This is a genomic window from Kushneria sp. AK178 (assembly GCF_053903105.1).
Genome location: NZ_CP096381.1, coordinates 308,616 through 332,247 on the forward strand (window position 1 = coordinate 308,616; position 23,632 = coordinate 332,247).

The 23,632-nt window shown below is 61.7% G+C and carries 19 protein-coding genes and 1 pseudogene; 9 read left to right on the plus strand and 11 right to left on the minus strand.

Annotation, left to right across the window (positions count from 1 at the left end; genetic code table 11):
- Nucleotides 1-42: 42 nt before the first annotated feature.
- From M1D97_RS01400 to M1D97_RS01415, 4 genes are read right to left on the minus strand one after another with little or no spacing between them, the layout of a single operon-like run.
- Nucleotides 43-888 (minus strand): metal ABC transporter permease, encoded by an 846-nt coding sequence (locus M1D97_RS01400; RefSeq protein ID WP_456268957.1) that lies wholly within the window; start codon nt 886-888, stop codon nt 43-45.
- Complete coding sequence (locus M1D97_RS01405) at nt 885-1,772, minus strand: metal ABC transporter permease (protein ID WP_456268958.1); 888 nt, start codon at nt 1,770-1,772, stop codon at nt 885-887. Before M1D97_RS01405 ends, M1D97_RS01400 begins: the two co-directional genes overlap by 4 nt.
- The gene (locus M1D97_RS01410; RefSeq protein WP_456268959.1) at nt 1,772-2,620 is read right to left on the minus strand and encodes a manganese/iron ABC transporter ATP-binding protein; all 849 of its coding nucleotides are present in this window, start codon (nt 2,618-2,620) and stop codon (nt 1,772-1,774) included. Before M1D97_RS01410 ends, M1D97_RS01405 begins: the two co-directional genes overlap by 1 nt.
- On the minus strand, nt 2,617-3,540 hold the full coding sequence (locus tag M1D97_RS01415) for a metal ABC transporter substrate-binding protein (protein ID WP_456268960.1): 924 nt from the start codon (nt 3,538-3,540) through the stop codon (nt 2,617-2,619). Before M1D97_RS01415 ends, M1D97_RS01410 begins: the two co-directional genes overlap by 4 nt.
- Nucleotides 3,541-3,882: 342 nt before the next feature.
- Between M1D97_RS01415 and dld (M1D97_RS01420) the strand changes: the two genes are divergently transcribed.
- From dld (M1D97_RS01420) to M1D97_RS01430, 3 genes are all read left to right on the plus strand, one after another.
- Complete coding sequence (dld, locus tag M1D97_RS01420; RefSeq protein WP_456268961.1) at nt 3,883-5,655, plus strand: D-lactate dehydrogenase; 1,773 nt, start codon at nt 3,883-3,885, stop codon at nt 5,653-5,655.
- Nucleotides 5,656-5,938: 283 nt separating this feature from the next.
- Nucleotides 5,939-7,702: a D-lactate dehydrogenase gene (gene dld, locus M1D97_RS01425; protein WP_456268962.1), complete on the plus strand. Its 1,764-nt coding sequence runs from the start codon at nt 5,939-5,941 to the stop codon at nt 7,700-7,702.
- 92 nt (nt 7,703-7,794) lie between these two features.
- Entirely contained in the window at nt 7,795-9,303 is a 1,509-nt protein-coding gene (locus M1D97_RS01430) for a YifB family Mg chelatase-like AAA ATPase (RefSeq protein ID WP_456268963.1), read from the plus strand.
- 128 nt (nt 9,304-9,431) lie between these two features.
- Here M1D97_RS01430 and M1D97_RS01435 read toward each other — a convergent pair whose 3' ends face one another.
- Nucleotides 9,432-9,932, minus strand: coding sequence for a hypothetical protein (locus M1D97_RS01435; RefSeq protein WP_456268964.1), 501 nt, complete (start codon nt 9,930-9,932; stop codon nt 9,432-9,434).
- Nucleotides 9,933-10,240: 308 nt separating this feature from the next.
- Nucleotides 10,241-10,648: a hypothetical protein gene (locus M1D97_RS01440; protein WP_456268965.1), complete on the minus strand. Its 408-nt coding sequence runs from the start codon at nt 10,646-10,648 to the stop codon at nt 10,241-10,243.
- 530 nt (nt 10,649-11,178) lie between these two features.
- On the opposite strand from M1D97_RS01440, the pseudogene M1D97_RS01445 reads away from it, so the two are divergent.
- Nucleotides 11,179-11,676: pseudogene (locus M1D97_RS01445) on the plus strand (magnesium chelatase subunit ChlI family protein); the annotation flags it as partial.
- A gap of 33 nt (nt 11,677-11,709) precedes the next feature.
- Here M1D97_RS01445 and M1D97_RS01450 read toward each other — a convergent pair.
- Together M1D97_RS01450 and M1D97_RS01455 are read right to left on the minus strand one after the other, a co-directional pair.
- Entirely contained in the window at nt 11,710-12,054 is a 345-nt protein-coding gene (locus M1D97_RS01450) for a hypothetical protein (protein WP_456268966.1), read from the minus strand.
- Nucleotides 12,055-12,270: 216 nt separating this feature from the next.
- On the minus strand, nt 12,271-13,455 hold the full coding sequence (locus tag M1D97_RS01455; protein ID WP_456268967.1) for an S-(hydroxymethyl)glutathione dehydrogenase/class III alcohol dehydrogenase: 1,185 nt from the start codon (nt 13,453-13,455) through the stop codon (nt 12,271-12,273).
- 254 nt (nt 13,456-13,709) lie between these two features.
- Between M1D97_RS01455 and treA the strand changes: the two genes are divergently transcribed.
- Nucleotides 13,710-15,353 (plus strand): alpha,alpha-trehalase TreA, encoded by a 1,644-nt coding sequence (gene treA / locus M1D97_RS01460; RefSeq protein ID WP_456268968.1) that lies wholly within the window; start codon nt 13,710-13,712, stop codon nt 15,351-15,353.
- A gap of 147 nt (nt 15,354-15,500) precedes the next feature.
- Here treA and M1D97_RS01465 read toward each other — a convergent pair whose 3' ends face one another.
- Nucleotides 15,501-17,030 (minus strand): C69 family dipeptidase, encoded by a 1,530-nt coding sequence (locus M1D97_RS01465; RefSeq protein WP_456268969.1) that lies wholly within the window; start codon nt 17,028-17,030, stop codon nt 15,501-15,503.
- A 361-nt stretch (nt 17,031-17,391) separates the two neighbouring features.
- On the opposite strand from M1D97_RS01465, the gene M1D97_RS01470 reads away from it, so the two are divergent.
- The 4 genes from M1D97_RS01470 to M1D97_RS01485 all read left to right on the plus strand — a co-directional run bounded on the left by M1D97_RS01470 (nt 17,392) and on the right by M1D97_RS01485 (nt 21,532).
- The gene (locus M1D97_RS01470) at nt 17,392-17,979 is read left to right on the plus strand and encodes a GNAT family N-acetyltransferase (RefSeq protein ID WP_456268970.1); all 588 of its coding nucleotides are present in this window, start codon (nt 17,392-17,394) and stop codon (nt 17,977-17,979) included.
- Between the two features lie 58 nt (nt 17,980-18,037).
- On the plus strand, nt 18,038-18,925 hold the full coding sequence (locus tag M1D97_RS01475; protein ID WP_456268972.1) for a carbon-nitrogen hydrolase family protein: 888 nt from the start codon (nt 18,038-18,040) through the stop codon (nt 18,923-18,925).
- A gap of 78 nt (nt 18,926-19,003) precedes the next feature.
- Complete coding sequence (locus tag M1D97_RS01480; RefSeq protein ID WP_456268973.1) at nt 19,004-20,038, plus strand: sodium:calcium antiporter; 1,035 nt, start codon at nt 19,004-19,006, stop codon at nt 20,036-20,038.
- A gap of 51 nt (nt 20,039-20,089) precedes the next feature.
- Nucleotides 20,090-21,532, plus strand: a complete 1,443-nt coding sequence (locus M1D97_RS01485; RefSeq protein ID WP_456268974.1) for an amidase — start codon at nt 20,090-20,092, stop codon at nt 21,530-21,532.
- Nucleotides 21,533-21,552: 20 nt separating this feature from the next.
- On the opposite strand, the gene M1D97_RS01490 is transcribed toward M1D97_RS01485, so the two are convergent.
- Together M1D97_RS01490 and M1D97_RS01495 are read right to left on the minus strand one after the other, a co-directional pair.
- A complete protein-coding gene (locus M1D97_RS01490) occupies nt 21,553-22,590 on the minus strand; it encodes a 2-keto-3-deoxygluconate permease (RefSeq protein ID WP_456268975.1) in 1,038 nt (345 codons plus the stop codon).
- A 102-nt stretch (nt 22,591-22,692) separates the two neighbouring features.
- Nucleotides 22,693-23,625, minus strand: a complete 933-nt coding sequence (locus M1D97_RS01495; RefSeq protein ID WP_456268976.1) for a 3-hydroxyacyl-CoA dehydrogenase — start codon at nt 23,623-23,625, stop codon at nt 22,693-22,695.
- Between the last annotated feature and the right edge of the window lie 7 nt (nt 23,626-23,632).

Here is a 23,632-nt window from a genome sequence, read left to right on the forward strand (position 1 = left end):
GCTGCCCGGGACCTGCCTCGGGTCTTGCATCAGAGAGCGGTATCACGCCCCGGTCTGCGTTTCGCGGCGTGCGGTCTGACGGCTGACGTAGACAAAGGCCACGATGAACACGAGCGTGTAAAGCAATACGATGGTGGGCGCCGGCGCGCTGTCGATAAAAAACGACAGATAGACGCCGAGAAAGGCAATGACCACCGACAGCGCCACGGCGAGCAGCAGCATGGCGGCAAAGCGTCGGGTCAGCAGAAAGGCGACCGCCCCCGGTGCGATCAGAAGCGCGATGGCCAGAATAATCCCCGCCGCCTTCAGTGCCCCCACGATGGTCAGAGAGATCAGACACAGCAAACCGTAGTGCAGCCAGCCGGTACGCAACCCGGCGGCGCGCGCCTGGGCCGGATCAAAGGCGTGCAGCAGCAGATCCTTCCACTTGAGGGCGATAACGCCGGTGGTCACCAGCGCAATCAGGGCGGATTCGATCATGTCCCGGGATGTGGTGCCGAGAATGTCGCCGAACAGGATATGGTCGAGATGCAGCGAAGAGTCGATCTTCAGATAGAGCACCAGCCCCAGCCCGAACATGCCCGAATAGACGATGCCCATGACCGTGTCCTGCTTGATGCGGCTGTTCTCCTTGAGAAAGCCGGCGGCGACGGCAAAGAGCATGCCGGCGCTGAAGGCGCCCACGGCGAAGGGAATGCCGATGACATGGGAGATCACCACGCCGGGGAAGACCGCGTGCGAGATCGCATCGCCCATCAGCGCCCAGCCCTTGAGAACCAGAAAGCACGACAAAAGCGCCATGGGCACGGCCACCAGCACCGCGATGACCATGGCGTTGATCATGAAGTCGAACTGAAAGGGAAACAGCAGCCAGTCGGTGACGCTCATGCGGTGTCCTCCCGGGCCTCGGCGTTACCGTCCGGTTGCAGTGCCCGGGCGGCGCGCCGGCGCGCCGCCAGCATGCCGTGCTTTGGCGCCAGCAAAAACGCGATCAGAAAGATCAGCGTCTGCAGCACCACGATCACGCCGCCGGTGGCGCCGTCCAGGAAATAGCTGATGTAGGCGCCCACAAGGCTGGTCAGCGAGCCGATCGCCACGGCCAGCATCAAAAGCCTCGGGAAACGATCAGAGAGCAGGTAGGCGGTGGCGCCCGGGGTTACCACCATGCAGATCACCAGAAAGGCGCCCACGGTCTGCAGCGCCGCCACCGTCGAGGCCGACAGCAGGGTGAAAAACAAAATCTTGAGCGCCGTGGGGTTGAGCCCGATGGAGCGGGCGTGGTGCTCGTCAAAAAAGGTCACCATCAGATCCTTCCACTTGACGATCAACACCGCCAGCGACACGACGCCGATGATCACCAGCTGCAGCGTGTCGGCGGGCGTGATGGCCAGCACGTTGCCCAGCACGATGGACTGAATGTTCACCGAGGCCGGCGACAGCGACACCATGAAAAGCCCCAGGCCGAAAAAGCTGGTAAAGATCAGCCCGATGATCACATCCTCTTTCAGCTTGCTGCGCTGATTGAGAAAAAGCATCACGGCCGAGGCCAGCGCGCCGGAGAAAAAGGCGCCCAGCGAGAAGGGCAGGCCCAGCATGTAGGCGCCGGCCACCCCCGGCACGATGGAGTGCGACAGCGCATCGCCGATCAGCGACCAGCCCTTGAGCATCAGATAGCAGGAGAGAAAGGCGCACACGCCGCCCACCAGCGCCGAGACCCACATGGCGTTGCGCATGTAGCCGTAGGCGAAGGGTTCCAGCAGCAGCTCCAGCATCACCGCTCTCCGGCGTCACTGACGGCGACCGGGGTGTCCTCGACTGCCGCGCCTTTCCCGGCGGGCGGCTCGAACATGACATGGCGCAGCACGCCGCCGAAGGCCTGCTCCAGGTGCGTGCGGGTAAACACGTCTTCGGTGGGGCCGCTGGCCAGTACGGTGCCCTTGATCAGCACGGTGCGATCGCAGAACTCGGGGACCGAGCCCAGATTGTGGGTCGATACCAGCATGACCCGGCCCTCGTCGCGCAGTTCGCGCAGCAGCGCGATGATCTGCTCCTCGGTCTTGATGTCCACGCCGGTAAAGGGCTCGTCGAGCAGGATGACGCGGCTGTCCTGCGCCAGCGCGCGGGCGAGAAAGATGCGCTTGCGCTGGCCGCCGGAGAGTTCACCGATCTGGCGCTTGCGAAACTCGCTCATGTTGACGCGCGACAGTGCCGCATCGACCGCCTCATGGTCCTGCCGGCGGGGGCGGCGCAAGATGCCCATGTGGCCGTAGCGGCCCATCATCACCACGTCCTCGACCAGCACCGGAAAGTTCCAGTCGACCTCCTCGGACTGGGGCACATAGGCCACCAGATGGCGCTTGAGCGCGGTGTTGACCGGCAGGCCCAGAATGCGGATATCGCCCCGCGCCAGGCGCACAAAGCCCATGAGCGCCTTGAACAGCGTCGACTTGCCCGACCCGTTGACGCCCACTAGCGCCGTGATGGTGCCGGTGGGCGTGTCAAAGGTGGCATCGCGCAGGGCGGTGTGGCCGTTGCGATAGGTCACCGTGGCAGCGGTCACGGTGATCCCGCTTTCCCGGTCACGGTGAGGGTCATGCGCTGGCGCGTCGCTGGTCGTCATTGCCTGACTCCTTCTGCGAGCCCCTCGGCGATGGTGCCGGCGGTCACCCTGATCAGGTCGAGATAGGTGGGCACCGGGCCGTCCGGGCCGCTCAGGGAGTCCACATACAGTTCCCCGCCATAGTGAGCACCGGTCTCGCGGGCGACCTGACGCGCCGGCTTGTCGGAGACGGTGCTCTCGCTGAACACGGCCGGGATGTCATGCTCGCGGACGGTGTCGATGACGTGGCGTACCTGACGCGGCGTACCTTGCTGGTCGGCATTGATCGGCCACAGATAGAGTTCCCTCAGGTCGAAGTCCCGGGCCAGATAGGAGAAGGCGCCTTCGCTGGTAACCAGCCAGCGGCGATCGTCGGGAATGGCGGCCAGCGACTCGCGAATCGGCGCGATCTCGGCTTCGATCTGTGCCTTGTAGCGCTCAGCGTTGTCGCGGTAGACGTCGGCGTTGTCAGGATCGTGCTCGATGAAGGCGTCGCGAATGTTGTCAACGTAGATCAGGGCATTTCGCGGCGACATCCAGGCGTGTGGGTTGGGCGTGCCGTCGTAGGGCCCGGCGGTAATGCCGATCGGCTCGATGCCCTCGGAGGCCACTACGCCGGGCACGTCATCCAGATGCTGAAAGAAGCGCCTGAACCAGCGCTCCAGGTCCAGGCCGTTCCAGATGACCAGATCCGCCCCCTGGGCGCGCCTGATATCGCCCGGGGTGGGCGAGTAGTCGTGAATCTCGGCGCCGGGACGGGTGATGGAGGTTACGGTCGCCGCATCGCCTGCCACGTTCTGCGCCATGTCGGCAATCACCGTAAAGGTGGTGACGGCCTTGAATTTCTCCCCGGCCGTGGCCGGCAGTGCCAGCAGCAGGGTGCTCAGGAGTGCACCGATTACCGCAAGCCGACTCCGGCGCCGAAGACTGCGACTGATCATGGTCCCTCTCCCTGAAAGCCGTTTTTAACCACGGTTTAACTATGTTCCATGAGGTTCTTTTTATAACACTGCGATAAAAGGATGTGAAGCAGCCCCTTCAGGCTCGACTCAACCGCGCCGCGTGCCCGGGATCGTGCGCCGGGCCGAACCGGGCCGGGCTTGAATCAAGGCCCTTGACCACCGAGGATGGGCCCGCCCCGCCACCCGATGGTCCCACCGCCGAGCGAATCGACCGTCGATCCCGGACGTGTGGCTACCGACCTGCCGGAAACACCCCGGGAATTTCAACCCCGCGTGGCGGCCGATGGCCGCTGCGCGGCGATATTGTGGAGATTGAACGGCATGACGACCTGGCGCCAGACCCTGGAGATGCAGCCCGCGGACACGCCCGAGCGCGAGGATTTTATCGCCCGGCTTGAAACCATCGTGGGCCGGGACTTTGTCCTCGGTGACGACATCAGCACGAGGCGCTATCGCACCGGCTTTCGCAGCGGTGGCGGTCGGGCACTGGCCGTGGTGCGCCCGGGCACCCTGGTCGAGCAGTGGCAGGTGCTGAAGGCCTGCATGGCCACCGATCGCATCGTCATCACCCAGGCGGCCAATACCGGTCTGACCGGCGGCTCGACCCCGGATGGCGATGACTACGACCGCGAGATCGTGATTGTCAGCACGATGCGTTTGAACATCATCCGGCCGGTCGACGAGGGCCGCCAGGTGATCTGCCTGCCCGGCGCCACGCTGGATCAGCTGGAGAAGGCGCTGGCCCCGATGGGGCGTGAGCCGCACTCGTTGATCGGCTCCTCCTGCATCGGCGCCTCGGTGTTCGGTGGCGTGTGCAACAACTCCGGCGGCTCGCTGATCAAGCGCGGCCCGGCCTATACCGAGATGGCACTCTATGCGCGCATGAACGACGCCGGCGAGCTCGAGCTGGTCAATCATCTGGGCGTGCGGCTGGGTGATGACCCCGACGCCATTCTCGAGCGGCTGCAGCGCGGCGATTACAGTGACGCCGAGATCGACCACACCGGAGCGGCCGGCTCGGACCCGGACTACGACCGGCACGTGCGCGATGTCGATGCCGAGACCCCGGCGCGCTTCAACGCCAATCCGGACCGGCTGTATGAAGCCTCAGGCTCCGCCGGCCGGCTGATGGTGTTCGCCCTGCGGCTGGACACCTTCGAGCAGGAGAACAATCCGAGGGTGTTCTACATCGGCACCAATGAGGCCGCCGAGCTGACCGACCTGCGCCGGCGGATTCTGACCGAGTTCGAGACGCTGCCGATCGCCGGCGAGTACATGCATCGCGGCGCCTTCGACATGGCCAAACGCTACGGCAAGGACACCTTCCTCACCATCCACCATCTGGGCTCCCATCGGCTGCCGGCGCTGTGGGATCGCAAGAACCGGGTGGATGACCTCTGTGACCGGCTGGGCTTTCTGCCCACCTACACCTCCGACCGTCTGCTGCAGGGGCTGGGCCGGCTGTTGCCCGACCATCTGCCCAAACGGATGAACGACTACCGTGACCGTTTCGAGCACCATCTGATGATCAAGGTGGGCGAGGAGAACGTGGCACATGCCCGGACGCTGCTCGAAGAGTACTTCGCCACGTGCGAGGGCGAGTACTTCGAGTGCAGCGACGAGGAGGGCCAGAAGGCCTTTCTGCACCGCTTTGTTGCCGCCGGCGCCTCCATGCGGTATCGCCTTCTGCACGAGGACGAGGTCGAGGACATCGTCGCCCTCGATGTGGCGCTCAAGCGCAATGAGCGCGACTGGTTCGAGACGCTGCCCGAGGACGTGGACGCCCAGTTGAGCCACAAGCTCTACTGCGGCCACTTCTTCTGCCACGTCATGCATCAGGACTACATCGTCAAAAAGGGCACCGACTGTCAGGCGCTCGAACACCGCATGTGGGCACTGCTGGATGCGCGCGGCGCCGAATACCCGGCCGAGCACAACGTGGGGCACCTCTATAAGGCCAAGCCGGCGCTGCGCGAGTTCTATCAGCAGCTTGACCCATGCAACTGCTTCAACCCCGGCATCGGCCAGACCAGCAAGCAGCGCCACTGGGGCGCGCAGGCGTCCCGAGAACCGATCCCTTCCTCGGGGCGCTGATCCATCGTGGCGGATCGGCGCCGCGTGCCCTGCATCAGCAACTGGCAATGGGATGATATCGCTTTCACAATGATCGTCTGATGTAGCGCCGACACCCGCATGACAGGCCAGCCCATCCTGTTGTCCGATGTTCTCGCCCTTGTTCGATCAATCGATAACCTGGTGCGTCGAGACCCGGCTCATGGCGTGCGGTGGCCGGCCTGCCGGAAACACGTTGATGATTCAGTCCCGTGGGGCGGCCGGTGGCCGCTTCGACGGGGTGATATTGCGGAGAGTGATTGTCATGACGACCTGGTACCAGACCCTTGAAATGCAGTCCGCCGACAGCCCCGAGCGCGGGGCATTTGTCCATCGGCTTGAAACGATCGTGGGGCGGGATTTCGTGCTCAGTGACGAGGTCAGTACCCGACGCTATCGCACCGGCTTTCGCTTTGGCACCGGCCGGGCGCTGGCGGTGGTGCGCCCGGGCACGCTGCTGGAGCAGTGGCAGGTACTGAAGGCGTGCATGGAAAGTGATCGCATTGTCATCACCCAGGCGGCCAATACCGGTCTGACCGGCGGCTCGACTCCGGATGGCGATGACTACGACCGCGAGATCGTGATTGTCAGCACGCTGCGCATGAACATCATCCAGCCCATCGACGAGGGGCGTCAGGTCATCTGTCTGCCCGGCGCCACGCTGGATCAGCTCGAAAAGACACTGGCCCCCATGGGGCGCGAGCCGCACTCGGTGATCGGCTCATCGTGTATCGGCGCCTCGGTGTTTGGCGGCGTGTGTAACAATTCCGGCGGCTCCCTGATCAAGCGCGGACCGGCCTATACCGAGATGGCGCTCTACGCGCGCATGAACGACTCGGGCGAACTGGAACTGGTCAACCATCTGGGCGTGCGACTCGGCGATGACCCCGATACCGTGCTTGAGCGCCTGCAGCGCGGTGACTACCGCGCTGCCGATGTCGACAAGAGCGAGGCGTCAGCCTCTGACCCGGACTACCACCAGCATGTGCGAGATATCGACGCCGACACCCCGGCGCGCTTTAATGCCGACCCGCGCCGTCTGCATGAGGCGGCAGGCTCGGCCGGGCGGCTGATGGTATTCGCTCTGCGCCTGGACACCTTCGAACAGGAGAAAAACCCGAAGGTCTTTTATATCGGCACCAACGAACCCTCGGAGCTGACCGACCTGCGCCGGCAGATATTGTCTGATTTCGAGACGCTGCCGATCGCCGGCGAGTACATGCATCGCGACGCCTATGACATCGCCAGGGACTACGGCAAGGACACTTTCCTCACCATTCAGTACCTGGGCACCCATCGCCTGCCGGCGCTGTGGGATCGCAAGAACCGCATTGATGACTTCTGCAATCGGCTGCGCTTTATGCCCGACTACGTCACCGACCGCGTGCTGCAAAAGCTCGGTCGGCTCTTCCCTGATCACCTGCCATCACGCATGAACGAGTATAGGGATCGCTTCGAGCACCATCTGCTGCTCAAGGTCGGCGAGGAGAACGTGGCACGCACCCGCGCGCTGCTCGATGAACACTTCGCCACACGCGAAGGCGAGTACTTCGAGTGCAGCGATGAGGAGGGCAAAAAGGCCTTTCTGCACCGCTTTGCCGCGGCTGGGGCGGCCGGGCGCTATCGCATCATCCATGATGATGAGGTCGAGGACATCGTCGCCCTCGATGTAGCGTTAAAGCGCAATGAGCGGGACTGGCTGGAAGTCCTGCCGGATGACGTGGATGCGCCAATGATCCACAAGCTCTACTACGGCCATTTCTTCTGCCACGTGATGCATCAGGACTACATCGTCAGAAAGGGCACCGACTGCCTGGCGCTTGAGCACCGCATGTGGGAGCTGCTGGACGCCCGTGGCGCCGAATACCCGGCCGAACATAACGTGGGCCATCTCTATAAGGCCAAACCGGCCCTGCGGGAATTTTATCAGCAGCTTGATCCGTGTAACTGCTTCAACCCCGGCATCGGCCAGACCAGCAAGCAGCGTCGCTGGGGCGAGCACGAGGCGACAGAGACCGCCGCCTCCTGATTAAAGTCACGCCCGGGCACGGCCGATTCTAAAGGAATATCTAATGCACGCCGCGGGCGGCGGCGTGTCGATTTTCCTGCCCGGAGCCCTGCATGCTTGCCATCATCCCCACCCGTGCCAGCGTTGGGCTGGCGGCCCCTGAAGTTGCCGTCGAGGTGCATCTCTCCAACGGCCTGCCGGGGCTGGCCATCGTGGGGCTGCCGGAAGCCGCAGTGAAGGAGAGTCGCGAACGGGTGCGCAGCGCGCTGATCAACGCCGGCTTCGAGTTTCCCGCCAAGCGTATCACGCTGAATCTGGCCCCGGCCGATCTGCCCAAGGAGGGCGGGCGCTTCGACCTGCCGATTGCGCTGGGCATTCTGGTCGCCTCGGGCCAGATTCCGCAGGAAGCGGTCGGCAAGCTGGAGTGCGTGGGCGAACTGGCCCTCGATGGCCAGCTGCGCGCCGTGACCGGGGTCCTGCCGGCCGCGCTGGCGGTAGCCGAGACCGGGCGGCAGCTGCTGCTACCCACCGCCAACGCTGATGAAGCCGCACTTGCCGGTAATCTGGAGGTGCTGCCGGTCTCCAATCTGCTGGAGGTGGTGGCCCATCTCACCGGCGAGCAGCGCATCGCCCCGCACCAGCTGGACGCGCCGCCGGCCGCAACGCTTGCCGCGGCGGACCTGTGTGACGTGCGCGGCCAGCATCAGGCGCGCCGGGCACTGGAAGTCGCCGCGGCCGGTGGCCATAACCTGCTGTTTGCCGGCCCGCCCGGCACCGGCAAGACCATGCTGGCAAGCCGGCTGGCCGGCATCCTGCCGCCGCTGACCGACAGCGAATGCCTGGAGGTCGCGGCGATCCGCTCGGTCTGCGGGCTCGATATTCTCGAGCGCTGGGGCCAGCGCCCGTTTCGCGCCCCGCATCACGGCGCCAGTCCTGCCGCGCTGGTGGGTGGCGGCTCAAGGCCCCGCCCCGGCGAAATCTCGCTGGCCCATCAGGGCGTGCTCTTTCTCGATGAGCTGCCGGAGTTTGATCGCAAGGTGCTGGAAGCCATGCGCGAACCGCTGGAGTCCGGTCGCGTTCACATCGCCCGTGCCAGCCAGCAGCGCGAGTACCCGGCCCGCTTTCAGCTCGTGGCCGCCATGAACCCGTGCCCCTGCGGGCATCTGGGCGACCCGCGCCAGCAGTGCAGCTGCACCCCCAACCAGATTCAGCGCTATCAGGCGCGCCTTTCGGGGCCGCTGCTTGATCGCATCGATCTACAGATCGAAGTGCCCGCACTGCCCGCCGAGCAGCTCACCGCCAACACGCAGGGCGAGGATTCCGCGACCTTGCGCGAGCGCGTAATGGCCGCGCGAAAGGTGCAATACGCCCGCGGCGGGCTCAACGCCCATCTCTCCACCAGCGAACTGGAAACCGCCTGTGCGCTGGGCGATGACGAACGCGCCTGGCTTTCCGGCGTGCTGGCGCGGCTCAATCTCTCGGCGCGGGCCTATCACCGCGTGCTCAAGGTCGCGCGAACCATCGCGGATTTAAACGGTGAGGAAACGGTCGAGAAGGGCGCGCTGATGGAGGCGATCGGCTATCGCCAGCTGGATCGGATGATGGGGCGGGGGAACGTATAACGATCTTTTATTAAAAACTGTTCTTGTACGAAGTGCCGTCATAAAGTTCTGAGAAGGATCGAGAGAAGATGAAAGCCAACAATGTAAACGGAATTGACATAATAGAGCTTAAAAGTGGCTATGAATGTTTATTGTTTTATGGGAAGCATTGTCTTAAATGATAAGTCACGTTTAGTGATGACTTTTAAGTCGTCAGTTCTGTTTTTGGTTTGCTTTAAAATTTTTCCGGCGGCTGTAGACATAAAGCCTATTACATCGTCAGGGTCTGTAGCATTTTCATCCAAATGCATGTCTAGCTGCTCGCATGTACTGATAATAAATTCGTTCAATGAGTTTATGATTACTACTGCCTCCTCACTTATAAATACTTGGGACATTATCATTCTGTTGTTGATGTTGTAAGCTTCGTTGCCTATAGTAAAAATTTTCCCATATTCAAAATTCTTGTAATCTTGTCTTCTGTCTGCTTCCTCTAATTCTGAGATTAACTTGGAGCAGTTGGTTATTACTATGCCGTAAGAATTCATTATCTCTTGGTAATGGTCATGCTTTTTATTCCAATATTGTTGTTTGTGGTAGACATATAAGCCCGATATTAATGTAATTGCGGCTAGCAAGATATTAGTCATTGTTACTCGCCTCCCCCATGTTTATTCATCCTTCCTGAATCAGATTCTTTTTTCAAGCTCTGTCCTTTTGTAATCTCTAACTTCATTCCAGAATCCTATAAATTTCGGCAAAAGATGATTATAGCAGTCTTCAAGGAATGTTTTTACATTCTCATTCAGCACGCTTTTTGACTGCTTACCATATTCATAAGTGAAGCTATCAAAGAGCAAGGTTTTCGAGTTGTTTTTTATTCTTACTATATGTTTATGCTTTATTCTGTTGTTCAATGATTTAAGCTTTGCAAAAGTTTCATCTTCATGTATAGCCATCAAAGAGACATTGAAAGGATATTCTTTATACTTGGAAAGGAATTTTTTTTCCAACCTATCCAAGGTGCTTCAGTTTTTACACAAACCGTGATGAAAATGTTTAATGCATAAGGAAGGGAGTCTATTAGTGCATGAAGGTTTTGTATAAAAGCAAAAGTGTTTGCTTCGTATATCGTTCTTATAAGTATTTCATCGCTTTTAGGGGTAGATAATCGGTCTATAAGCAAAGTTTTTTTATTTGTAACTTCTTCTATTTCTGAATAGTGGTATTCGCAATAGTTGGTGCGGTGCTGGATTGATTGTAAGGTTAGATAGAGTTTATGGGTATCCTCGTTTTTTTCGCTTAGCTCTCTTTCTTTAAGATCGACTATCTCTTTTAGGTTCATAGAATGGACTTTGGCTGCCATTTCGATCTCCCATCTTTCTAGCACAAGTAGTTTTAACTTCAATTTGCGCTAATTTAATACGTCCTGCCTTTAAAATCTACGGTCTCTCAAAAAACAAAAAACCGGCACGGGGGAACGTGACCGGGTATCGGTGAGGAAGGAATTCTTCAAGGAACAGCGTCGATAGGTTCACCCCCACCATCCTGTCAATGGCTATGTCGACAGCGTTTCAGGTGTTTTTAGGGAAAGTATCAGGTTTTTTGAATGCTTGCCGATATGACTTTTTTCAACGTCATGAGGGAGGTGTCATGGTTCGTAAGACTCGCAGCGATTGCACAGTCGGTAGCTTTGAAAAGTCGAGGGGATTGCCGCCTGGCTCAATCAGGAACGAAAACGGGCGCGATACCCGTTCCGACAAGCTGATCGGTACAGTCAGGAAAGAAGCAGAGAAGAAAAAGTAACCTTTGATGCGGGGAAGATAGAGGGTGAGCATTCATCCTCTTTTATCCCTATGACCAAGCGTACATGTTGTTCATCATTTCTTGACATACTTCCAGCTCGTGGCTGCCATGAATCCGTGCCCCTGCGGACATCTGGGTGATCCACGCCAACAGTGCAGCTGCACCCCCAACCAGATCCAGCGCTATCAGGCTCGCCTCTCCGGCCCACTGCTCGATCGTATCGATCTACAGATCGAAGTGCCGGCGCTGCCCGCCGAGCAGCTCACCGCCAACACGCAGGGCGAGAACTCCGCGACCGTGCGCGAACGCGTGATGGCGGCGCGAAAGGTGCAATACGCCCGCGGCGGGCTCAACGCCCATCTCTCCACCAGCGAACTGGAAACCGCCTGTGCGCTGGGCGATGACGAACGCGCCTGGCTTTCCAGCGTGCTGGCGCGGCTCAATCTCTCGGCGCGGGCCTATCACCGCGTGCTCAAGGTCGCGCGAACCATCGCGGATTTAAACGGGGAAGAGAAGGTCGAGAAGGGTGCCCTGATGGAAGCGATCGGCTATCGCCAGCTGGATCGGATGATGGGGCGGGGTGTGTAGGTAAACCATTGCCTGCCCCGATATTCAAAAGGGTCAGGAGTTGATGGCGCGTTCCATGCGGTCAAACACCAGCGCGCACTGGCCGTGCCAGTAGCTGTTGAAGTCGAAGTCGCCCTGCTCGCTTTCATACCAGCGGTAGGCATCCGCCTCCAGATTGGCGGCCTGACGGCTTTTCATGTTGGCGCCGCGCTGGCTGAAGGCCGAACGCAGAATCTCGAATGCCTCGGGTTCAAAGCCCTGTTCGACGCCGGTGACCGCGCAGGTGTAGATCGCCACCGCCTCGCTGCCGGGGGTGTTGAACTCGTCGCTGATATAGCCCTGTGCCATGACGTTAAAGGAGCTCGTCAGCAACAGGGCGCCGGCCCATAGGGTTTTCATGATCAGCCTCGTGCTATCTGGCTCGTGGAATACAGCATCTCGACGCCGGTCCTGTCGGCATCCCTGCGGTTATCGGCGTTTTGTATACATAACTTTACACTGACGGGCGAGAGCACGAGTCAAAGGCGAAGCAGCGGGGCATGCTGAAAGAGAGGTGACATGAAAGGCCGCCGCACATCCCTGTGAGGCGGCTCGGTTGAGGGCGATAGCGTCGGCTTAAACCGGCTCCGGCGTTTTGATCGGCTCATTCAGGGTGATGCCGGGCAAATTGCCGGTCATGGTCTCCTGCGGCTGGTAGTGAATGACCGAGCGGATCGCCTCGCCGCGATGGAGCAGATCAAAGGCCGTATTGAGCTGATCATGCGTCATGTTGTGGGTGATGTAGGGGTCGACATCGAAGTGGCCGGAGAGCCATTCATCGACCATGCCCGGCAGCTCCGAGCGGCCCAGCACGCCGCCAAAGGCGGAGCCTTTCCAGACGCGCCCGGTGACCAGCTGGAAGGGCCGCGTCGAGATCTCTTCGCCGGCGCCGGCCACGCCGATGATGATGCTCTCGCCCCAGCCCTTGTGGCAGCACTCGAGCGCGGCGCGCATCAGGGTCACATTGCCCACGCACTCGAACGAGAACTCGACGCCGCCGTTGGTCATGTCGATGATCACTTCATGCAGCGGCTCGGGGTGATCGTTGGGGTTGAGACACTCGGTGGCCCCCAGCGACTCCGCCAGCGCAAACTTGGCCGGGTTGACGTCGATGCCGATGATGCGCCCGGCGCCCTGCAGCTTCGCCCCCTGAATCACCGCCATGCCGACCGCGCCCAGACCAAAGACGGCCACGGTATCGCCCGGGCGTACCTTCGCAGTATTGCGCACCGCACCGATGCCGGTGGGCACCGCGCAGCCCATCACGCAGGCTTTTGCCAGCGGCGCTTCCGGACTGATTTTCGCCACCGCGATCTCCGGCAGTACGGTGTACTCGCTGAAGGTGCTGGTGCCCATGTAGTGGCGAATGGTCTTGCCTTTGTAAGAGAAGCGGCTGGTGCCATCCGGCATCAGGCCCTGCCCCTGGGTCTTGCGAATCGTCTGACACAGGTTGGTTCGGCCCGACTGGATGTAGGGGCAGTCGGGGTCTTCCGGGGTATAGAGCGGAATGATGTGATCGCCCGGTTTGACCGAGGTCACGCCCTTACCGATCTCTTCGACGATTCCCACGCCCTCATGACCGAGCACGCAGGGAAAGAGCCCTTCGGGGTCGCGCCCGGACAGGGTGAACATGTCGGTGTGGCACAGGCTGGTGGTGACGATACGCACCAGCACCTCGCCCGCCTTCGGGCCTTCCAGATCGATCTCTTCGATCTCCAGCGGGCGGTTCGGTTCCCAGGCAATGGCGGCACGCGTTTTCATGAAAACCTCCAGAAAGGATGGCAGGGCCGTAACGACCCTCAAGGCATGTGCAGGGCAAAACGGTCATGTATCGGCCGTTTAATGAAACGTTATAACATAACAAATAAGTGCGCAATTCGTTTTCCGGGCACCAGGGTGATGGATTGATGCTACACCCAATGGCGGGTCGCGCTTTGATAGGGTTGCGCTAATATGAAGGCCGGCATTACCGGGACGTTTTCAGACAGTCAGGCGACAGGGACAGGAGAGTCATCATGCAGGGAGTGGCATCGAAAGGCGCGGTGGGTCGCATTCTGACAGGGCTGGTGCTGGCATGGGCACTGGCCGGCTGTGCCAGCAGTGGCGGCACAAGCGGCGATCCAAAAACCGCCGCGCAGTCGCCGGAGCGCGCCTGGGGGCCGGTGATGGTCGCCATTGCCGAGGCCGGGCTGTATGAGGATGAAAAGACGGTGGTGGATCTGATCCCGCAGCGCGAACCGGGTGAGATCGTGGCGGATTATCGCTCGCGCACTGCGGACGGCCCGCTCTCCCGATCAGCGCTGCAAGCGTTCGTGAGTGACAACTTCGACGAGCCGCCCGAAAACGAGGCGCGGCTGTCGGAGGATGCCGGCACGCCGATCGATGAACACATCAGGAATCTCTGGCCCTATCTGACCCGCGACCCGGCGGCCACCGACGAGGGGCAGTGGAGCAGTCTGGTGGTGCTGCCGCATCGCTACGTGGTGCCGGGCGGGCGCTTCAACGAGATGTTCTACTGGGACAGCTTCTTTACCATGCTGGGGCTGGCGCACAGCGACCGGTATGACCTGGTGCGCGACATGGTGGACAACTTCGCCTGGCTGATCGATCAGTACGGCTTTATTCCCAACGGTACCCGCACCTACTTCCTGACCCGCAGTCAGCCGCCGTTCTTTGCCTCGATGGTGGGGCTTCTGGCCGAACGTGACGGCGATGAGGTCTATCAGCGTTATCTGCCCGAACTCGAACGCGAATACGACTACTGGATGCGTGGGGCGGAAACGCTCCAGCCCGGGCAGGCCAGCGAGCACGTGGTGAGACTGGAAGACGGCACGCTGCTCAACCGCTATCACGGCAGCGAAAACACGCCGCGACCGGAGTCGTATGCCGGAGAAATTGAACTGGCGGACAAGGCATCACATCGACCGGCACCGGAAGTCTATGGGGCACTGCGCGCCGCCGCCGAGAGCGGCTGGGACTTCAGCTCGCGCTGGATGGCAGACGGCAGCCAGCAGAGCACCATCGCCACCCGGGAGGTCCTGCCGGTGGATCTCAACGCGCTGCTGTTTCATCTGGAGAAAACGCTGGCCCATGCCTGGCAGCTCGAGGGCAACCGCGAGTGGGCCGAGCAGTTCGAACAGCGCGCCGCGACCCGCCGCGAGGCGATCAATCGGATCTTCTGGGACGCCGATCGCGGCCTGTATACCGACTACGAGTGGCGCGATCAGCGCCTGAGCGAGGTGGTCTCCGCCGCCATGGTCTATCCGCTCGCCTTCGGCGTGGCCGATCAGCCCCGTGCCGAGGCCACCGCCGCGGCCGTCGAGCGGGAGCTGCTGCGCCCGGGCGGCATGGTGACCACCAACCGCCATACCGGCGAGCAGTGGGATGCGCCCAACGGCTGGGCACCGCTGCAGTGGCTGGCGGTAGAAGGGCTGTCGCGCTATGGCCAGACGCGGCTGGCCGCCACCATCGCCCGGCGCTGGATCGACACCAATCAGCGCGTCTATGACCAGACCGGCAAGCTGGTCGAGAAGTACAACGTGGAAAATCCCGGCGTGGGCGGCGGCGGCGAGTACGAGGTGGTCGATGGCTTCGGCTGGACCAACGGCGTGCTGCTGGATCTGATGGCACGCTATCCGCAGGCGGCCTCAACGCCCTGAGGGGCCACTGTGTTATCCACACCTGCCTGCAGGCAGGTGTGACCTGGTGCCCGTGTGTCAGCAGGCATGGTCGCCGGGAAAAGTCTTGTGCATCGGGGCCCCTGCCGGCGCGGCCGGCAGGGGCCCTGGCAGGTCTGCAGTAGACAACTACCGGGCGTCGCGCGGCTTGTCCGGATCAACGCCCACCAGGCAGTTCACGGTTTCGCCGCCCTGGTCGTTGATCAAGGCGCCTTCGGGGCGACGGCGCTGGCCGGACAGTTCGAGCGAGGCGGTCAGCCAGCCGACCAGCGTATCGCCCAGGTCGAGCGCTTCCCTGGCGCGCTGCTGACTGAAAAAGGTCAGCAGTTGTTGCGCCTCGTCACGCTTGTCCTGCTCGATCAACGTTCTGGCGGAGGCTTCCACCCAGTTCAGATCGTCGAAGCTGGCCTGTTCGAAGCCCTCCAGCAGCTCGGTCACGCCATCGTAAAAGCGTTCGGGCTGTTCGCACATCAAATACATCACCTGCTTGAAGCGCCGCCCGGCGAAGTCGCTGGCTTCCTGCACCTGAAAATCCGGATTCAGAAAGGAGGAAGCGGCGCCCTTGAACAGGTAACGATGCTGGCCGTATTCCATCGGCACGTCCTGAACGCCCAGCCACCAGGGAACGAAAGGCGCGGCGACCGACCCGGTAGGGGCCACCCAGATGCGCTGCATGTCCGGGTCGGTGTCGGGCTTCAGGGTCGTGACCTGACCGTAACCTGCTTCGTCATCGGCAATGCGACGATCGCGGACCATGTCCATCATGTCGCGCTCGGTCAGGGGGGCCCGCTCGCCGAGCGCCTCTTCGACATCCGCCTGCGACATGTATTTGTAGCCACCAGTACGCGCCTGAGCGTCCTGACGGCCGTAAGCGGCAAACACATTGAAAGTGTCCCCGCTGTCATGCCAGCCCTGCTCTTCGGCAAAGGAAATGAGATTTTCAGACCCCATGTAATCAGGGTTCTGGTCGAAATAGGCGGGGAAATCCTCGATATATCCCGGATAAAGCACGCGAATATCGTCATCGCCCAGACGCTCTGCCGCCCAGAGCCCCTGACTGCCTGCAAACTCCCACACGACCCAGCCTTCATTGGCATCGGCAATCAGATGCGTGTTGCCCCCGTAGGTGGAGTAACCGTATTGCTCGATGAGATTGCCAATCAGTTCGACCCCCTCGCGGGCGGTCGTCGCACGCTCCAGTACCAGCCGGGCAAGATCACTGTACTGCGGCCCCCGCTGTGGTGTCCGGGTCATGTCGACCAGTTCCTTGCGATTGGTCGCCCAGACATCCCGAACGGCCACGCCGTGCTCATTGATGCCGCCGTTGGTCAGCGGGGCCGGGAAGCCCTTGTAATCCGAATACGACATCGTGAGATAACGAAAGGTATGTTCGACCTGAGGAATGTCGATCAGCTCGCCGGGCATGGCCGCTTCAGGCGTGACGCCAACGCTGACGTGATCGCTCGCGTCATGGTCGGCAGCGGGGACAATCTCGAGCCAGTGGCTGGAGACCTCTTCACCGGTACCGCCGATCATCACCGCACCTTCTTCGGTATGATTCTTGCCCACATAGTAGGCGTAGCTGGCCCAGGCGGAGGAGCTGAAGGCGAGCAGTGGAAAAATCAGGGTGATTGTCTTGAAAGCGGCAATTCTTGTCATGTCATGTACGCCAGTTCTTGTCATTGGACTTGTATTGAAAAACCCCGGCATCGCCGGCGAGCGTCACGTCGGGGCATCGCAAAGTGCCTGACCCCCAACGTTTTTTGATCCTACTACGTTAATGACGCTGTCATCACCTGTTCGAATGACATCAACCATGGTCGACGTCGGACAAGGGGCTGTCGCAGGCAGGAGGGCCACGGGGACATTGTCGATTGCAGGGGCCAAACGCATGTTTCGAACTTTCCGAACGCTTTCGCCATACGGCGCCCATGAATAGATCGGCGCCGCTTCAGGGCAGCATCACCGTCACCGGTAGGCTATCCTGCACCCTCCGTTGACAGGGTACGGAGGCGTTGCGATGCAGTTGATTCATCTTCAGGGCGCGCAGATCCGCCAGTGGCTCGACGAGCTGGCGGCGCTGCGCATCCGTGTCTTTCGTGAGTTCCCTTATCTCTACGATGGCTCGCCCGACTACGAGCGCGACTATCTGGAGACCTACGCGCAAAGCGACGACAGCCTCTGTGTGCTGGTGCTCGATGATGATCGGGTCGTGGGCATGAGCACGGCGCTGCCGCTGGCCGACGAGGATGAAGCGTTCATGCGTCCCTTTCGGGAGCAGGGCCTTGATATCGATACCGTCTGCTACTTTGGCGAGTCGATTTTGCTGCCCGAATATCGCGGTCAGGGCCTTGGCGTGCGCTTTTTCGAGGCGCGCGAGGCGCATGCGCGAACGCTTGCCGGGGTTCGTCATACGGCGTTTTGCGCCGTGGAGCGCCCGGCGGATCATCCGCGTCGCCCGAGCGACTATCAACCGCTGGATCGTTTCTGGCACAAGCGCGGCTACACGCCCCGGCCCGAGCTTATTGCCCACTACGAATGGCAGGATATCGACGCCGAAGCGCCGGATCACAAGACCCTGCGCTTCTGGCTCAGGACGCTCGATTGATTTGATGTCCGCTTGTCGGGGCATCGACCCTGATTGTCCCTTTTATTGAGGAGTGCCCATGCACCTGGCCCTGTGTCAGTACGCCATCGAGCTGTTTGAAGACTCGCACGACTATCAGGCACACCTCGAATCGCTGATCGAGCAGGCCGCCGTCCGCGGCGCCGAGCTGCTGGTCATGCCGGAATACTCAAGCCTGGTCATGACCGGACAAATGCCGCCGGAGGTGCGCGGTGACCTGCACGCGTCCATCGAGGCCCTGCAGCCGATGCTGCCGGCCTGGCTTGAACAGTGCGAGGCGCTGGCGAAGCGGTTCGGCATCTATCTGGTACCGGGCAGTGCGCCGGTGCGTGATGACGATGGCATCTACCGCAATCGCGCCTGGCTTTTTGGCCCCAGCGGGCTGATCGGCACCCAGGACAAGCTGATCATGACGCGCTTTGAGCGCGAGCACTGGGGTATCGAAGGCGGCAGCGGCCTGCGGGTGTTTGACACGGCGCTTGGAAAGCTCGGCATTCTGATCTGCTACGACAACGAGTTCCCCATGGCGGCGCGCCTGCTGGCCGAGCAGGGGGTGGATCTGATCGTCTCGCCGAGCTGCACCGATACCGAATCCGGTTACTACCGGGTGCGCACCGGGGCCCGGGCCAGGGCGCTGGAGAACCAGATCGCCGTGGCGGTGTCGCCCACGGTGGGCGAGGCGGCCTGGTCACAGGCGCTGGACTACAACTACGGCCGCGCCGGGCTTTATGTGCCCGCCGATATCGGCATGCCGGCCAGCGGGGTGGTGGCGCAGAGCGAGAACCTCACCATTGATCGCAGCTCGTGGCTGCACGTGGAGCTGGATCTCTCTGCCATTGCCGCCCTGCGCGAGGAGGGGCAGGTACTGCTGCGCCGTGACTGGCCGGAGCAGTTCGATCCTGCGCGAATGTACATTACCGACCACTGAGACAGACTGCTCCACTGATACGGTAGGGCCTGCCCGACGGCCGTGATGAGACTGTCATAACCCAATGGGGACTCTTTCATGCCAGCGTTTCTTGATGAATTGTCACTGATGGCGGCGCTGGGTGTTTTTGCCCTTTGTGCGCTGATCATCGGCACCGTGGGCACCCGGCTGACCGGGATAGTCGATCATCTGGCCGATCGAACCGGGCTGGGCGAGGCGATTGCCGGCTCGGTCATGCTGGGGGCGGCCACCTCGCTGTCCGGCATCATGGTGTCGGTGGCTGCCGCCGCTCGCGGTCAGCCGGAGCTTGCCATGAGCAATGCGCTGGGCGGCATCGCGGTACAGACAGCCTTTCTGGCCCTGGCCGATATCACCTATCGGCGTGCCAACCTGGAGCATGCGGCGCCCTCGATCGGTAATCTGATGCAGTCGACGCTGTTGATCTGTCTGCTGTCGCTGCTGCTGCTCGGTGGCTGGACGCCGCCGTTCACGATTCTGGGCATCCACCCGGTGACCGTGCTGATGTTTGCCGGCTACGGTTATGGGCTGCTGAAGGTGCGCGACGCCCAGAACGATCCCATGTGGCGGCCGAAGCGCACTCGTGAAACCTTTGAAGATACGCCGGACACCGAAACCGATCGGCGCAGCATGATGATGCTGTGGGGTCAGTTTCTGGGGCTGGCGCTACTGCTGGGGCTGACCGGGCTGGTACTGGAGCGGGCCGCCTCGGTGATTGCCACACAGTCCGGCCTGTCGGCGACGGCGGTCGGGGCGCTTCTGACGGCGGTGGCCACGTCGCTGCCGGAGCTGGTGACCTCGCTGGCCGCCGTGCGCCGCGGGGCGTTGACGCTGGCCGTGGGCGGTATCATCGGTGGCAACGCCTTTGACAGTCTTTTTGCCGCGGCCTCGGACATCGCCTACCGTGATGGCTCGATCTATCATGTCATGTCCGATCAGGTGATGCTGTGGGTGGCCGTGACCCTGTTGATGACCGGGGTGATGCTGATGGGCCTGATTCGTCGCGAGCCCCAGAACTGGGGTGGCATCGGTTTCGAGAGTGTGGCGATACTGGTCCTTTATGGCCTCGGGGCGGCTCTGACCCTGATCGGGTGAAGCCGCTGGCAAACGGCATTGCCGGGCCGGGCAATGGAGACAGGAGGACGCATGAGCGCAACATCGTCGAATACCGATACCCCGACAGCCCTGGAAGAGTGCCACGCAGGTACCCTGCGCGCGCTGTTCGAGTCAGGCCGGGCCTCGCCGGTCGAGGCGACCCGGGCGGCGCTGGCACGCATCGAGCGCTTCAACGGGGAGGTGAACGCCTTTTGTCATGTGGATCATGACGGGGCGCTGGCGGCCGCCCGCGACAGCGAGGCGCGCTGGCAGCGCGGCGAACCGCTGGGACCGATCGATGGCATCCCCACCTCGATGAAGGATCTCTCCGAGGTGGCGGGTATGCCGGTACGTGATGGCTCACTCACCACCGGTAACGAGATCTGCGATCACGACGGTCCGCCGGCGCAGTTCCTGCGTGAGGCGGGTGCCGTGCTGCTGGGCAAGACCACCACGCCGGAGTTCGGCTGGAAGGCCACCACCGACAGCCGCGTGACCGGCATTACCCGTAATCCGTGGAACACCGAGCTGACGCCCGGCGGCTCCTCCGGTGGCGCGGCCGTGGCCGCAGCGCTCAACATGGGCGTGCTGCACCAGGGCGGCGACAGCGGCGGCTCGATTCGCATTCCGGCGGCCTTTACCGGCGTGTTCGGCTTCAAGTCGACCTACGGCTGGGTGCCGCAGTGGCCGCCCAGCACCATGGCCTCGCTGTCCCACATCGGCCCGATCACCCGCACGGTCGATGACGCCATCGCCATGCTCAACGTGATCGGGCGCTTTCATGGTCATGACTACTTTTCGGTGCCGGGGCAGCCGACGGACTGGGGCGAGCAGTGTGATGACGCGGGGCGTCTGGACGGCCTGAAGATCGCTTTCTGCCCGGCGCTGGGCACGGCGGCCCGCGATGACGAGATCTCTCACTGCGTGGGCCACGCCGCGCATCGTCTGGAAGAACTCGGCGCGCAGGTCGAGCGCATCGAGCCGGAAGTGGAGAGTTCGCTGGAAACCTATCGCATTCTGTGGGCCTCGGCATCGGCCACCCAAGTGGCCGACATGACGCCGCAGCAAAAGGAACAGCTCGACCCGGGCCTTGCCGAGATCGCCGAATGGGGACGTGCCTTCTCGGCCGTGGATCTGCTGCGCGCCCAGACCATGCGGACCCGGCTCAACCGCCACATGGACCACTTTCTGGGCAGCTATGATCTGATCCTTACGCCCAGCGTGCCCATCGCCGCCTTCGAGGTCGGTCATGAAGTGCCGCCGGGCAGCGGCATGCGCGACTGGATGGAGTGGACGCCCTTTTCCTACCCGTTCAACCTGACCCAGCAGCCGGCCGCCTCCGTGCCCTGCGGCTTCACCGCCGCCGGTCTGCCGATCGGCCTCCAGATCGTCGGCGCCCGCTTTGACGACGCTCGGGTACTGCGCGCCTGCCGGGCGTACATGAACGCCTTTCCGCCGCGCTTTCCCGAAGGGCTCAATGAGAGCCGGCCATGAGGGCCGGTTGCTGTGCGCATTCAGGAGCGTGGGGTTGACTCCGGTTTGGAGGGCTCGGCATCAAGTGACGGGTCATCAAATTCATGCTGCGGATCGACACCGCGTTTCATCTGCCAGCGATAAACCATGAGCGCCATTACTGGTGTCAACAACGCTGTGGTCACTACCGAACCGGCAATCTGGGCGGTGGCCGCGGCTTCAATGGCGCGGTAGGCGGGGTCGACGGCGACCACCACGGCTGGTGTGGCAACGGCGGCGCCGGCGGTAGAAGATTCACAGGCCCCCGAGATCAGATTACGTCGGGCAGGCGGGCGTCGCCGAATGCGATGCACAAGGTGGAGCAGCAGCATGGCGCCGCCGCCCGAAACGACCAGGGTCAAAAGACCCAGCAGCACCCCGGGCAGCCCCGCCTCAATCAGGGTCTTGAAATCGATGCCGGCCCCGAGCGGAAAGGCGAAAAAGGGGATCAGGATGCGCTGACCCGGGGCAAGAAAGCGCCGCAGGTTTTCATCCAGATTGCCCAGGATAAAGCCCAGGATGACAGGCGTGACTACCCCGATAAAGGTCAGCAATGGGATGGACGCCAGGCCCGCCGCCCCCAGTACCACCATGGTCAGAAAGGGGCCGTCGTTGAGCGAGATGACCGAGACGGCGCCCTTGTCAGTCGTGTTGCCGAACTGCTCGGTCAGGGCGACATAAAGCCCGCTGTTGGAGTTGGTCATGGCGGCCACGATGGCCAGCGGCGTCAGGGCAAAAAGTGTTCCGGAAGGCATCAGAAAGGCCGCAATCAGTGCGATCAAAACGCCGGCAAACAGTTTGCCCAGCAGGATGGCAAACCCCTTTTCCAGAATGGGGCCGGTCGCTCTGATAGGAATCTGGGCCCCCATGCAAAAGAGGAAAGCGCCGATGATAGCCAGCGCTCCATCCTTGAACAGTGCCTGGGTAAAGCCGCCAATTTCCAGCATTCCCGGAAAGAAGGTATTAACGGTTGCGCCCATCAGCAGCGGAACGATCATGATGCCGCCGGGCACCCTTTCGATGGCACCGAGAATATTCATGCCAGCCTCGTTGGGCGACCTGCGGTCGCCTGCAGGGAAATTGCTGCAGCGTTGCCCCGCACACTCGGTGGCATGCTGCGCCTTGAAACGGATAGTGCTTGTTTAGTCGTTACGCTGTTTCTTCATGGCTGCCAGCGCCGTGAGATAGCCGTCCCGCCACGCCATGCGCTCATCGCGCTGCTCAACGGGCAGGGTTTCGCGGCGCGCCGCTTCCAGCTGATCGAGCAGCTTGTCGCTGTAGCCCTGTCGCGGCCTGGAAGTGTCGGCAATCTCCTGATACATCGGCCCCAGCCGGTTCATGTAGTCGCGCACACCGCCCGGGGCGTTAAGATCGATGGTCTCGATCGGGCCCATGAAAAACCAGCGGGCACCCAGACCGTCACTGACCACGCGATCAAGATCCTCGACGCTGATGTAGCCATCCTCGATGAGATTGAAGGCCTCATTGAGCAATGCGCCCTGTAAGCGGTTGACCGCAAAGCCGGGAATTTCGCCGCCGAGAGTAATGGGTGACTGACCGATGTCCTGCATCAGTTGGCGCGTGCGCTGGACGACCTCGTCATCGGTCCAGGGCGCCGGGATCAGTTCAACCAGCGGGATAAGGGCAGGCGGGTTGATTGGATGGGCTACAAGGCAACGGTGACGATGAGCCAGGTGTTCGGTAAAGCTTGACGCGGTAATGCCCGAAGTGGAGCTGGCCAGTACGATATCCGGTGCGGCCAGTTCATCGAGTTGTGCAAATATTTCCCTTTTGACCTCGACGCGCTCCGGTACGTTTTCCTGAACGTGAATGGCCCCGGTCAGCGTGGCAGTCAGATCGCTGCTGGTGGAAATTCGGGCGAGCACTGTTTCGGGTGACTCATCAAGAAGCTGGTTGTCGGCCAGCTCTCCAAGGGTTTCGCCGACCAGCTCGCGGGCCCGGGGTAGCACGTCGGCATTGGTATCAAACAACACGACGTCCTTGCCGCCGCGTGCAAAGACACTGGCCCAGCTTCGTCCGATCAGGCCAGCGCCGATAATGGCGATATGATTCATAATGTTC